This is a genomic window from Streptomyces sp. NRRL F-5727, from assembly GCF_000719555.1.
GTDB lineage: Bacteria > Actinomycetota > Actinomycetes > Streptomycetales > Streptomycetaceae > Streptomyces.
Map to the genome: position 1 here is coordinate 152,033 of NZ_JOGX01000008.1, position 13,814 is coordinate 165,846.

The 13,814-nt window shown below is 69.7% G+C and carries 6 protein-coding genes; 4 read left to right on the forward strand and 2 right to left on the reverse strand.

The window, feature by feature from the left end:
• Window positions 1-93: 93 nt before the first annotated feature.
• Window positions 94-1,347 carry an McrC family protein gene (locus IF73_RS0109100; protein WP_031005399.1) on the reverse strand — a complete coding sequence of 418 codons (1,254 nt, stop codon included), beginning with the start codon at window positions 1,345-1,347 and terminating at the stop codon, window positions 94-96.
• Entirely contained in the window at window positions 1,344-3,197 is a 1,854-nt protein-coding gene (locus IF73_RS0109105; protein WP_031005401.1) for a DUF4357 domain-containing protein, read from the reverse strand. Before IF73_RS0109105 ends, IF73_RS0109100 begins: the two co-directional genes overlap by 4 nt.
• 187 nt (window positions 3,198-3,384) lie before the next feature.
• Here IF73_RS0109105 and IF73_RS0109110 point away from each other — a divergent pair, with 187 nt between their 5' ends.
• The 4 genes from IF73_RS0109110 (at window position 3,385) to IF73_RS0109125 (ending at window position 13,770) form a co-directional block, all read left to right on the forward strand.
• Window positions 3,385-4,074 (forward strand): hypothetical protein, encoded by a 690-nt coding sequence (locus IF73_RS0109110; protein WP_031005403.1) that lies wholly within the window; start codon window positions 3,385-3,387, stop codon window positions 4,072-4,074.
• A gap of 105 nt (window positions 4,075-4,179) precedes the next feature.
• Window positions 4,180-5,511, forward strand: coding sequence for a serine/threonine-protein kinase (locus tag IF73_RS0109115; protein WP_031005405.1), 1,332 nt, complete (start codon window positions 4,180-4,182; stop codon window positions 5,509-5,511).
• Between the two features lie 83 nt (window positions 5,512-5,594).
• Window positions 5,595-8,558 (forward strand): DEAD/DEAH box helicase, encoded by a 2,964-nt coding sequence (locus IF73_RS0109120; protein ID WP_031005408.1) that lies wholly within the window; start codon window positions 5,595-5,597, stop codon window positions 8,556-8,558.
• A 13-nt stretch (window positions 8,559-8,571) separates the two neighbouring features.
• Window positions 8,572-13,770, forward strand: coding sequence for a hypothetical protein (locus tag IF73_RS0109125; RefSeq protein WP_031005410.1), 5,199 nt, complete (start codon window positions 8,572-8,574; stop codon window positions 13,768-13,770).
• Window positions 13,771-13,814 lie beyond the last annotated feature (44 nt).

The following is a 13,814-nucleotide window of genomic DNA, read 5'->3' on the forward strand; positions in this document are numbered from 1 at the left end:
AATCGTGCGGAGCAGCCAGCCCATCGGAGAAGAACCGGTACAACGAGCTGTCTCCAACTCGGTATGCGCAGCCGTGCGTCCCCATGCACCGGCTCAGGTACCCGAGGAACCCCCAGAGGGCGCGCTGCCCTGACGCGACATTGCTGAGCCGTGAAGCATGCGCCGAGCCAGCGCGTCGATCTCGGCGAGCAACCTCGCGGACTGCTGTTCCAAGTCAATGGCGTGCTGGTGGAGAACCGTACCGGCATGTCGCACACGATGGCTGATGTGTGGAGCGTTGCCCTTCGCGTACACCAGGTGTCCCTCCGGCAGCCCCAGGGCAGTGCAGTAGGCCAGCATTTGGTACAGGTCCTCATTCGGAAAGCCGCTTTTCCTGCGGGCCTTGTACTTGGCGTCCGCGACGATCAGTGGGGTGCCGGACTCTCCGTACCAGACGAAATCGGGTCGCAGGCGGATCACATCCCCTTCGTCCATGTGGATGTTCCGGGCCTGGAGGACACTTCTGCCGCCGTAGGGGCGCATGGCCTCCCGTAGTGCCGTACAGATGAAGTCCTCGTAGATGCCGTTCATGTCGAACAGGAATCCGTTCATGCGCAGCTGCCCGGGCAGATGCTCGGCCGACCATCCCCTCAGCACCGTTTCGGAGAGATGGAGTGCCGGGTGATAGCGGGTGTTGAGCCGCGTCGGATGCCAGCCGGGTGGTTTCTGCCCCCGGGTGAGCGGTGTGATGTCCACCAGCCGGGACCGCTGGTGCATCAGACGCGTACGTACGGTCCGGGGGACACCGGGGAGGCGCAGGAGCCGGTCGACAGCCGCGCGAAGAAGGCGGTTCTCAGCGATGTCCGTGGTGAATTCGTCGTACGTCACCTCCGCGGGCACGGGCATGCCGAATCGGCGGCGGATCTGTTCGGACTCGCGGAGCCGGCCGCGTACGACGGGGGACGACTCCTCGGCCGTCCGGTAGCCCTGGAGCAGGCCCTGCCGCAGTGCGCGGTCGATCTGGCGCTCGACGGCGTGCGCGAACGCCGGGAGGAGGTCGTCGTGCGCGGCCAGGTTCACGGTGCCGTCCTTCCAGCCCCGGGGGTCGCTGCTGTAGCCGAGCAGGAAGAGCAGGCGGGCGATCGGCACCTTGGGGTTGATCCGCACCGTGATGCCTTCGCCGCCGGGCACGGTGAGTGTGACGGCGCCTACCCTGCTGCCGGCGCGCAGTCGCCAGGCGCCCGGGTCATAAGGGTCCGGACCGGCCTCTTCCAGGATCCTGGACGCGGCCAGTGCGCGGCCCACGGCGTCGGGGAGCCGGACCGAGCGCGCAGGTCCGTGTTCGACGAGCGGGACGTCGGAGGTCACTGCGCGTCGGTCCCGTCGCCCGGTTGGGGAGAGGTGGTGCGTGACGCGAGGGCTCTGCGCAGTGCCGGCAGGCCGTAGCGGCCCTCGATGTCCACGCCTTCGCCGTAGTGGTGCTCCTCCAGGAGCGGGAGGATCTTGGTCCGCCAGGTCCGTTCCAGTCCGCCCTCGCGGTAGACGCCGGGCTTCATCAGGTACGACGGTCCGATCTTGAAGTCGGGGTCGTCGATCCGGGCGTTGAGGGCGTCGAGCAGGTCCGCGGGTTCGGCGTCCTTCTCCTCGGACTCCAGCCAGGAACGCAGCAGCCCTCGGGTCGGATCGATGCGCGGGGACAGCTCGACGAACGCGAAACGCCGGCGCATCGCCGCGTCGACGAGGGCGATCGAGCGGTCGGCCGTGTTCATGGTGCCGATGACGAAGAGGTTGCGGGGCAGGAAGAAGTCCTCGTCCGAGTAGGTCAGCCGCACCGACAGGTCGCGGTATTCGAGGAGGAAGTACAGCTCGCCGAAGACCTTGGCAAGGTTGGCACGGTTGATCTCGTCGATGACCAGGAAGTGCGGGATGTGCCGGTTGCCCTCCCTGCGGGCCAGTTCGGCGAACTCCCGCAGCGGGCCGGCCGTGAGCCGGAAGGCGACCTCGCGCGTGCCGGGGTCCTCGCGGGGACGGAAGCCTTCGAAGAAGTCCTCGTAGGAGTACGACGGGTGGAACTGGACCAGCTCGACCTGCTCCCGTCCGCCGCCGAAGAACTCGGCGAGCTTCTGCGCGAGGAAGGTCTTGCCCGTCCCGGGAGGGCCGTAGAAGATCAGCTGCTTCTCGTCGTGGAGCAGCTGCCTGATCTCCCGCAGCCATTCGAGGTGGTGCACGTGGAGCTTCTCGCGCAGTTCCTCGGTGGGCTCGGGCAGCTCCACGTCGCGGCGGGCGGCGACGGCCAGGGGCTCGGCGCTGATCCCGGTGCCGTCGGCCAGGGCCTCCTCCACGAGTTCCTCGTCGCTGACCCCGAGGCCGTCGACGACGGCCTTGACGGTGGTGAGGTCGACCACGTCGTGGCGCGACGAGAGCTTCTGGCGCAGTTCCTGCGGCAGTTCGTCCAGAGGGAAGCCCTCGCCTCCCCACTCCACGGGGCGCCAGAGGACGCGGCTTCCGTCGTCGGCGACGAGGTGCTCGACATTGCCGGTGATCTTCCCGGTGTGGAGCCGCCCGTCGGCGAGTACGCACACCGTGTCGCCGGGCCGCATCCGGGAGAGGAAGGCGTGCAGCTCTTCGACGAGCTGCGGCTTCTCGGTGTACGTCGCCGTCGGCCCGTAGTCCTCGTCGACGAAGGTGCGCAGCTGTTCCTTGCTGATGCCCTGGGTGGCGGCGGGGCGCAGGTGGGCGGCGGTCAGGGACACCCTGCCTTCGGGGAGCCACGCGCGCCGGAACAGGTCGGGGCCGGCCGAGTGCGGCCCCCGCACCAGCCAGGCGCGGCTCGGACCCGACCACACCTGGCCGAGGAAGTCGGCGAGCGGCCGGCCGTCCTCTGTCTTCCACTCCATCCACCCGTTGCTGCTGCGGCCCAGGAGGATCTCCCCCGCCGCTGAGGGCGAGTTGCACTCCACGTCCTCGACCACTTCGAGCCAGCCAGGCCACGTGGACGTTTCGCGTATCACCCCTTCCGCGATGAGCCGTTCGCGCAGGCGGTACGAGGAAGGCGTCTTCTCCGGGAACGACGGGACGACGTCGGGTCGCGCCGGGGAGCCCGCGAGCACCACCATCTTCTGGCTGCCGTTGGTCCCGCTCTCGGTCAGCAGCCGGCCTCTGGCCGTGGGCCCGCCGTACGGCAGGCGCAGCTGGAACTCCGGGTACGAATCGAGCATCGGTGTCCTCGGGTAGGAGCGTAGGGCCGGGTGCATTGTGGGGCGCTCGTGATCCACTTCGGCGTTGCTTCGCGTATTTCCGGCCAACTCCGACGCCTCGGCCGGCACAGTTCCGGCCGCGCGTTGCCGTGCACGGCGGCCGACGTCCATGATCGGGAGCGGGGCACCGGCACGGCGAGGGGGAACGGTGGGCACCGGAACGACGAGCGGACCGACCAGGCAGCGGCACACCGAGGACCTGCTGGCGGCGGTGTCCATGACGTCCGCGCAGCTTGCGCAGGCGGTCGGCCGGTTCGACGGTGACACCCTGGCCATGGTGACGGCCGCGATCCGCACGGCGGAGCGCGCCTTCGAGGAACTCGACGCCTGCTACGACGTCATCGACGACGCGTCCGCCACGGGCCGGGCGATCGCCGCCCGGCTGAGCGCTCTGCTCGCGGCGGAGGACGAGCAGGGCGTCGGCCCGGAGCTTGACGCCCTGGACGCGGTCTCCGCGCGCGTCCGCGGCACCGACCAGGCCCGAGAGCTGCTGCACCGTGTCCTCGGACGGGAGGAGGCGGCCGAGCGCGCCCTACCGGTGATGCGCCGCCTCACCGGGGCGGACCTGCCCGCTCTCCCTTCCGCGTACGCGGACGACGCGGGTTTCGACGACCTGATGGCCATGGCCGCCCGCGAGGAGGAGCTGGCGCCACGGCTGCGTGAGGCGCACGCCGAGCGCCTGCGCGAGGTGGCCGCGCACCTCGTCCACGTGGTGGAGCAGGTCGCGGCCGTGGGTTTCGCCGACGATGCCTTCGCCCGGGAATCGGTGCACGAGGCTCGCCGGGCCCACGAGCTGTGGGTCCGGTGCCTCGCGGAGCGCAGGCGGGACCTCGGATAGCCGGCCGCCTCCGCGCCCGTACAGCACCGGTCTTCGGCCGGATACCGTGTGCGGCGACCGGACACGTCAGCTCCGTCCCCCCGCTCACGAGCAGAAAGGCCCCTCGTGCACATCGCTCCCCTCAGCCCGCATGACCCCGTCGAGCTGGGCGGCTACGAGCTGCTCGGCCGCATCGGGCACGGTGGCATGGGGCAGGTGTACCTGGGCGAGTCCCCCGGCGGGGAGCCCGCAGCCGTCAAGGTGATCAAACCGTCCGTCGTGGACTCCGAGACCCGGCAGCGCTTCGCCCAGGAAGTGGAGATCCTCAAGACGATCTGGGGCGCGCGGATCGCGGCGCTGCTCGACGCCGACCCGGAGGCCGATCCGCCGTGGCTGGCCACCGAGTACATCGAGGGCCCCGACCTGAGCCGGCACGTGGCCCTGCACGGCCCGCTTCCCTCGCTACTCGCCGCCTCACTCGGGGCGACGCTCGCCGAAGCGCTCGCCACCGTGCACAAGCAGGGTCTGCTGCACCGTGACCTCAAGCCCGCCAACGTGCTGCTCGGCCCCAACGGGCCGAAGATCATCGACTTCGGGCTCGCGGTGTTCGCCGAGTCGAGCGTGTCCCTGACCGCGCCCAACACGGTGGTCGGCACCCCTGCGTGCATGGCGCCCGAACAAGCGCGAGGCGACCGGCCGCTGACGCCCGCTGTCGACGTGCACGCGCTCGGCGCCGTGATGCTGTTCGCCGTCTCCGGGCACCTGCCGTACCAGGCCGCGAACATCCACGTCCTCTTCCACCAGGTCACCGACCCGGACACAGCTCCCGACCTGTCGGGAGTCCCCGACGAGCTGGTTCCCCTGCTGACGGCGATGCTCGCGCACCGGGCCGAGGACCGGCCGGCGCTCAGCGACGTCGTCCAGCAGTGCCGGGCGGTCATCGAGGCGCAGGGCTTCAAGGTCGCCCAGGCACGGCGCCGGCTCACGACGAACACGGCGGCTCCCTCGCACCCGCTGGACAACCTGCCGCCGACGGTCACCCTCCCGCTGCCACCCACCGTCCCGGCGACCCCGGCGATTCCCGGGCCGAGCACGTCGCCGACGACAGGGCCGACCGTGACGCTCTCCCCGAACACCGTGGCGCTGTCTCCGGACGCCGTGGCGCTCTCCGCGGACGCCACCCCGCCGGCCGCCCCCGCGCCTGACGCCGACGAGCAGGCCGCCCCCGAGCCGACCCCTACGCTCGTCGACCGTCCCGCGCCGCCGTCCGGAAGCGACGCGCCCTCGTCCGCACCCGCCGCCCCGGAATCCACCTCGGGCACGGACAGCCCGTCGTCCACGCCGCCGACCGCTCCCCGCGCTCCCCGGGGCCGCTCCGGGCAGCGGCTGCATTCCGCCCAGGCCCGGATCACCGCACAGCGGCTCCGCGAGGTGTACGCGGCCCAGGCGGCGTTCTGACACCGGCGGGCTCCCGCTGCCGGCGGACCCGCGATACTGAGGGGCCTGCCACAACCGTCACGAAACACCACAGGAGGACACGGGTGACCGCCGTCCAGACCAGCCCCGAGCAGCACGGCGACGCGTCGGACGCGGCGGGGCAGGAGCAGTTCCCGGCAGGCGCGCAGGTGCTCGTACGCGACGAGGTGTGGCTGGTCAGGAACGCGGTGCCGACCGCCGACGACGGCACCAGGGTCGAAGTGGTCGGGGTGTCCGACTTCGTACGGGATCAGGAGGCCGTGTTCTTCACCGGCCTGGACACCGTCGAGCTCATCGACCCGCGCGACACCCGGCTGATCGCGGACGACTCCCCTACCTACCGGCGCTCCCGGCTGTTCCTGGAGGCCGTGCTGCGCCGCACGGCGCTGCCCCAGTCCGAGCGGCGGCTCGCGCTCGCCGACTCCTTCCTCCTGGACCCGCTCCCCTACCAGCGCCGCCCCGCCGAGCTCGCGCTCTCCGGCGCCAATCTGCGCCCCCGGCTGCTGATCGCGGACGTGGTGGGCCTGGGCAAGACGCTGGAGATCGGGCTGACGCTCGCGGAGCTCATCCGGCGCGGCCGGGGCGAGCGCATCCTCGTCGTCACGCCCCAGCACGTCCTGGAGCAGTTCCAGCACGAGCTGTGGACGCGGTTCGCCATTCCGCTGGTCCGCCTTGACTCGGTGGGCATCGAGCGGATCCAGCGCGAGATCCCCGCCGGGCGGAACCCGTTCACCTTCTTCAAGCGCGTGATCGTCTCGATCGACACGTTGAAGAACACCGACCAGTACCGCCACCACCTGGAGCAGATCCGCTGGGACGCGGTCGTCATCGACGAGTCGCACAACCTGATCAACCGCGGCTCCCTGCGCAACCAGCTCGCCCAGACCCTGGCGCCGCGGACCGACGCCCTGATCCTCGCCTCCGCCACGCCGCACAACGGGGACGCGAGGTCGTTCGCCGAGCTGATCGCCCTGCTGGACCCGGCGGCGATCCGCGACCCGGAGAACTACCGGGCGGAGGACATCGAGCACCTCTTCATCCGCCGTACGAAGGTCAGCACCGAGGTCCGCGAGCAGATGAAGGGCCAGTGGGCGGACCGCGGCCCGTCCCAGGCGGTGCACTGCCCGGCCACCCCGGCCGAGGAGCGGATCTTCGAGGAGCTGGCGGCCGTCTGGCTGCCGCGCGACGGCAGCCCGTCCGTGAGCTCGGTGCCGCTCTTCCCGTACACGCTCCTCAAGTCCTTCCTCTCCTCGCACGCGGCGCTCAAGGCCACCGTGAACGCCCGCATCAAGACCCTGGAGAAGAAGGACGACCCCCGGGCCACAGCGGCGGAGCTCGCCGCCTTGCGCAGGCTCGTGGAACTGACCGCGGACCTGACGGAGGCGGACTCGGCGAAGTTCGCCGCGCTGGTCGAGCAGCTGAAGGGCATCGGCGTCGGCCCGTCCTCCGACACCCGTGTCGTGGTCTTCTCGGAGCGCGTCCAGACCCTGGAGTGGCTCGCGACCGTCCTGCCCGCCGCCCTCGGCTTCCGGGGCCGGACCGCGAAGGACTGCCTGCGCGTCATGCACGGCGGTCTGTCCGACGAGCAGCAGATGCGCGTCGTGGAGGAGTTCGGACTGGCCGGCGCTCCGGTACGGATCCTGCTGACGGGCGACGTGGCCTCCGAGGGCGTCAACCTGCACCGCCAGTGCCACCAGCTGGTCCACTACGACGTGCCCTGGTCGCTGATCCGCATCGAGCAGCGCAACGGCCGCATCGACCGCTACGGGCAGGCCCACCCGCCGCAGTTCCGCGCCCTGATCCTCACCAGTGACACCGAGGGCGCGAAGGACGACACCCTGGTCTCCGAGCGGCTCCTGGAGCGCGAGGACCAGGCGCACCGTTCGCTCGGCACGGCGGAGGCCGTCACCGGCCTCTACCGCGCGGAGGCCGAGGAAAAGTCCCTCATCCAGGATCTGCTGCGCGGCAGGACCGTGGACGAGTCCCTCGACGGGCGCCGGTCCGGCGAGGACGCCGGCACGGATGCCATGGACGACTTCCTGGCGGACTTCTTCGGCTCGGTCGGTGACGAGCCGCAGGCGGAGGACGGCACCGCGGCCGAGGAGTCCACCCCCGAGACGGCGGCCGGAAGCACCACCGGCACCGGTACGGGCGGGGGCCCGGGCTCCGTCCTCCCCCGCCTCTTCGACTCGACCGCCCACTTCCTGGACGAGGCGCTGCGCGAGGTGTACCCAGACGCCCGCGACCGCCTGGACCTCGACCGTGACGAGCAGGGGCTGCTTTCCTTCCGTCCGCCGGCCGACCTCCTCCACCGCCTCAAGGCGCTGCCCGTGGACTACCTGCGCGAACAGCGTCTGCGCGAGCGCCTACTGGTCACCTTCAACCGCCGGCTCGCCCAGCACTCGCTCCAGCGGGCCCGCGAGGCGGGTTCCACCTCCAGCTGGCCGGAGATCTCGCTGCTGACCGACCTGCACCCGGTCGTCGAGTGGCTGACGGACAAGGTCCTCATCCGGCTCGGCCGCCAGGAGGCGCCGATGATCACGGCGGAGGTGGCGGAGCCCACCTATCTCGTCCAGGGCGTGTACTCGAACGCCCTGGGCCGGCCGACGGTCGTCAAGTGGATGGGCGTGACGCGCAGCGGGACCGTGAACGACGACATGGTGTCGCTGCTGCGCCGCTCCGGGGTCGGCCCGACGATGGCGAACAAGCTCCGCCACCGGGACCCGGCCCCGCTGGCCGCCGCCATCCCCGCCGTCCTTGAGGCAGCCGAGGGCTTCATGGAGCGGCACCGGGACGCCTGGGACCGGCCGCTGCGCGAGTCGATCGAGCGGCACAAGCTGCGCCTCGGCGACTGGGAGCAGCCCACGCTGGCGGGCGAGCACACCAAGCGGCGGCTCACCGACCTCGCCGACGACCTGCTGACCACCGGGCAGCGCCCGATGCTGCGTGTCCTAGCGGTGCTGCTGCCCGACCCCGACGCACCACCGGCCGCGTCCTCCTCCCCGTCCGCCGCACCCGCCGCCCTCTGAGAGAGCCACTGTCATGACGTACGACTCCCTGGTCAACCGCGGCGACTACTTCTCGGCCCACTACCTCGCCGAGGTGCTGCCCAAGGACCTCAAGACGGGCCTGCTCCAGACCTGGAAGGAACGGGAGGAGGCCGCCAAGCCCCCGGCCGGGACGGGCGAGGCGGCCCCCTCCGAGGGCCCCGACCTCCTGCGCGAGGACACCAAGCAGGCCCTGCCCGTCACTCCGCGGGCCGGTCTCCGGGCACTGCGCCGCGACTACTTCCGGGCCCGCTCCTTCTTCGCCCTCCCCGAGGACGCCGACGGCACCGCCTCCGTGCCCGACGCGGGCGACGACGCGGTGACGTACGACGCCCCCGCCTGGCGGGAGCAGGTACACGCGCTGAACGCCGAGGTCCTGCGCGCACTGGGCTACGACGCGAAGCCCGGCAACCTCACCGTCTGGCGGGCGGGCCAGAGCCATGAGATCACGGTCGCGCACGTCGAGAAGGGCCTCGTCGCCATCAACTGCGGCTGGGCCGCCGAGGCGGACGCCGCCCTGGACCCCGACGGCCCGGGCCGCCTTCTCGACCCCGTCGTCCTCGACGGTTCGACCAGCCTCGCCACCGGCTCCAAACTGGCCTCGTTCCTGTTCGCCTGCGACGAGGCCCCGCGCTATGTGCTGCTGCTCGTCGGCGGAGTCGTCGTCCTCGCCGACCGGATGGTGTGGGGCGAGGGCCGCTACCTCGCCGTCTCCCTCGACATCGCGCTCCAGCGCAACGACACCCGCCCGGGCGGCGAACTCGACACCGTCGCCGCGCTGTTCGGCGCCGACTCGCTCCGCACCCCGGAGGAAGGCGGCGAGAACCCGCTCGCCGAACTCGTCGGCAAGTCCACCAAGCACGCCGTCGGCGTCTCCAGCGAGCTGCGCGACGGCCTGCGGCTGAGCGTCGAGCTGATCGCCAACGAGGTCCTGGAACGCCTCCGCGAGCAGGGCGTGCAGCCGCAGGACATCGGCGAACTCCCCGAGCTCGGCCGCCAGCTGACCCGCGAGTCGCTGCGCTACCTGTACCGCATCCTGTTCCTGCTGTACGCCGAGGCCCGCCCCGAGCTGGGCATCCTGCCGTCCGACTATCCCGAATACCAGCTCGGCTACGGCCTCGGGCGGCTCGGCGAACTCGTCGCGGAGCGCGACCTCGTCGACGAGAAGTCGCGCCGCGGCTTCTACCTGTACGAGTCCCTGGACCTGCTATTCCGCAAGGTCCAGGACGGCTACCGGCCGCGCCGCACCCACGGCGAGGCGGCGGAGACGGCGGAGACGGTGGAGACCGCCGACGCGTTCGGCGCCGTCGGCGCTGTCGGCGCGAAGACCAGCGAGGACCTGGGCCTGCGCTTCGAGCCCCTGCACTCCACGCTCTTCGAGCGGGACTCGATCAAGCTGATCGGCGCGGACGCCGTCGTCGACCCCCGCCACGACGCCGACGAGGCCCTCGCCCGCGGTGAGGCCGTCCGCTACCTCGACACCCGGCTCCGCAATGCCACCCTGTACGAGGTCCTGCACAAGCTCATGCTCACCAAGGGCAAGAAGGGCGAACGCGGCGGCTTCATCTCGTACGCCCAGTTGGGCATCAACCAGCTCGGCGCCGTGTACGAGGGCCTGATGTCGTACTCCGGCTTCATCGCGGGCGAGGAGCTGTACGAGGTCGCCAAGGGCGGCGACCCGAAGGACGGCTCCTGGCTGGTGCCGAAGTCGAAGGCCGACGAGTACCCGGATTCGGTCTTCGTCCGGCGCCCGGACCGGGACACGGGCGAGGAGCTGCGCGTCCGGTACGCCCCCGGCTCGTTCGTCTACCGGCTCTCCGGCCGCGACCGCCAGACCTCGGCCTCCTACTACACCCCGGAGTCCCTCACCAAGGTCACGGTGCAGCTGGCCCTCCAGCACCGCCTGGACCAGGACGGCACGGAGACCGAGGCGCGCGAACTGCTCGACTGGAAGATCTGCGAACCGGCCCTCGGCTCGGGCGCGTTCCTCAACGAGGCGATCAACCAGGTCGCCGCCGAGTACCTGCGCCGCCGGCAGAAGGAACTCGGCCGCTCCATCGACACCGAGCAGTACGCCGTCGAGCTCCAGAAGGCCAAGGCGTACATCGCCCTCCACAACTCGTACGGCGTCGACCTCAACGAGACGGCGGTCGAACTGGCCGAGGTGTCGCTGTGGCTCAACACCATGCACCCCGGCATGGAGGCCCCCTGGTTCGGCCTCCACCTGCGGCGCGGCAACTCCCTCATCGGCGGCCGGCGCGAGGTGTACGGCCCCGAGCGCCTGAAGAAGGGCGGCTGGCTGGGAACGACGCCGGAGCGCTATCCGCTGGCGGACGCGCAGGCGGGCGTCCCGCTGCCGGAGGGCGCGGTGCACCACTTCCTCCTCCCCGCGAAGGAGTGGGGCGCTGTCGCCGCCGAGAAGGAGGCGAAGGCGCTGGCGCCGGAGGCCGCGAAGGCGCTCGGCGCGTGGCGCAAGGCGGTGACGAAGTCCCCGACGGCCAAGCAGACGGCCCGCTTGCAGGGCCTCGCCCGGCGGGCCGAGTACCTGTGGGACCTGGTGGTGCAGCGGCTGACGATCTCCGAGCGGGAGATCTCGCGGCGGGTGGACGTGTGGGAGGCGGAGCCGGAGTGGCTGCGCCGGCCGAAGGAAGCCGTGCCCCGGGAGAAGGTGCTGGCCGATCTCACGGCGGTGGACACGCCGTACTGGCGGCTGAAGAAGCTCATGGACACATGGTGCGCGCTGTGGTTCTGGCCAGTGCAGGAGGCTGCACTGCTGGACGGGACGGACGCGCGGTACCAGCGGGCGGAGGTCGTGCCCGCGCCCCGGGGCGGTGCCGTTGCGGAGTCCGGGGCGTCGGACGTGATCCGTACGTACGAGGAGGTCGACCTCCTCGGGAACGTCACCGTGAAGGAGGTCAGGCGCGGCGACATCGACAAGCGGCGGAAGGGGACGCGCAAGGGCGAGCAGTCCTTCGCGGGCCAGCGTCGAGAGGTCATCCCGCTGGCGAACCTGGACGACTGGCTGGACTTTGCGGAGGCGCTGCTGGGCACGCACGACGTGCCGGCGGAGTCGCTGGTGGCGTCGTTCGACTCGCTCGGCGACCTGGAGCGGTACGAGGACGAGCTGCCGGACTGGATGGGCATGGACCGGTCGCATTGGCTGGAGGGGCGGTTCCCGTGGGTGGGGGTTGCCGGGGATGTGGCCAAGCGGCAGGGTTTCTTCCACTGGGAGTTGGAGTATGCCCAGGTGTTTGGGGGGCGGGGCGGGTTTGATCTGCAGGTGGGGAATCCGCCTTGGGTGAGGCCGGATTGGAAAGAGGACACAGTCCTGGCTGAGCTCGAACCGTGGTTCAAGCTCAGCGACAGGCCCGGAGCGGAGGAATGGCGGCTGCGCAAAGCTGAGATGCTCAGCGTTCACGACGCTCGACGGTATCTCGTGAGCGAGCTGGCTGACCTCATCGGCCTGGCCTCTTTCCTTTCATCTCAAGCAACTTACGCTCTGCTCGTGAGCACACGGCCAGATCTGTACCGCGCGTTCATGATCCGAGTCTGGAGTAACGCATCCCCGCAGGGAATGGCTGGGCTCATCCACCCAGACACCCACTTCGCGGGCGTGCACGAGGGCAGATTGCGGGGGGCCGCGTACGCTCATCTCCGAACACACGCACACTTCTACAATCGAACTGGACTTTTTCCAGACGTTCACGCCAACCAAGAGTTCAGCATCAACATCTATGGAAATGCTTCGAACGTCAGATTCACGCACGCTAGCTGGCTCTTCTCCACAGAAACACTCATCGAGTCCTTTACACACGACGGCCTGGGAGCACTACCCGGGATAAAGCATCGAGGGAAGTGGGATACCCGCCCGCATCGCGACCGACTTGTCAACGTATCCGGACCTCTGCTGGCAAACTGGAATCGACTCACCGACAATCCGGCTATCCCATCAGCGCAAGCATCGCTCCTATATCCCGTCACCGTTGATGAACACGGAGCCATCGAGGCCCTCGCCACTACCACGTCACGAGTCGCCCAATGGGATCCACACATCTCGGTCGGAATGTTCGAAAACCTGGCGACTAAGAATCTGGGGCTATACAGGTGGCAGACATCGGACGTAGAAAGCTTCGATGAGGTAATCCTTCAGGGCCCCCACATCGGGTGCGCTACCCCACTGCTGAAGCAGCCCAATAACCAATGCAGGACCAATCGCGACTGGACTGCTCTCAATTCGCGGACGCTCCCCGCCGAAGCCGTTCCCCGCACCAACTACATTCGATCTTCCGATTCGAACCGCTACGAAGGTGCACAAGATGTATGGAACGGTCGACGGTACACGGAGCATTTTCGGCTCGTTTGGCGGAAGATGATCCCGTTTGATACAGAGCGAAGCCTCTTCGCCTCTATCATTCCACCCGGCCCTGCCCATATGGATAGCGTTTTCTCAATGGCCTTGGCCAGCAATCGCCTGACGGCACTCAATGCGGGATTCTGGGCATCCCTGCCATTGGACTACCTTCTCCGCATTACTGGCCGAGCCAACCTGGTTGCCTCTGAGGCGTTCAAAATGCCAGCCCCCGAACCACAGCACCCGCTCGCATCTGCTCTACTCATTCGAACCCTTAGACTCAACGCACTAACCAGGCATTACGCTCCCCTTTGGGAGGAACTCTTCGATTCTCGCTGGGCGGGGTACGAGGGCTGGGCCAATCCCGACTGGCCGGCACTGACACCCCTCGCTGCGGGTCTGCAGCCGACTTGGGAGTACAACACCCCGCTCCGCACCGAACACGAACGACGTGCCGCAATCGTTGAGCTGGACGCGCTCGTCTCCGTGTGGCTCGGCATTAGCGCCAACCAGCTAACGGCAATTTACAGGTCTCGCTACCCGGTCCTCTCTGACTACGAGGCTTCGATGTGGTTCGACGCGAGCGGCCGCAAAATTGCAGGAAACCACAACGCATACGGCCACGGTCAGACCAAGCAGGACTGGCTCGACTTCCAAGCCCATCTCGCCGACCCTGCCAACACCCCGCCCCCCACCGGCTACGTCGCACCCTTCTACAAGGCCGACCGTGAAGCCGAGATGCGGGCCGCGCATGCGCACTTCCAGGCGCGGCTGGACAAGGAGATCGAGCTCGGGCGTTGGACGCCTCCGGCGCGCAAGGCGGCCGTGGAGAGCGCGGCATGACATGCGGCTGCCCCGCCCCTCCGGGTCGGGGCCAGCCGCGCCTT

Coding starts and splice junctions, on each gene's coding strand:
- IF73_RS0109105 (WP_031005401.1), bottom strand. CDS start 3,197: ATGCTCGATTCGTACCCGGAGTTCCAGCTGCGCCTGCCGTACGGCGGG.
- IF73_RS0109125 (WP_031005410.1), top strand. CDS start 8,572: ATGACGTACGACTCCCTGGTCAACCGCGGCGACTACTTCTCGGCCCAC.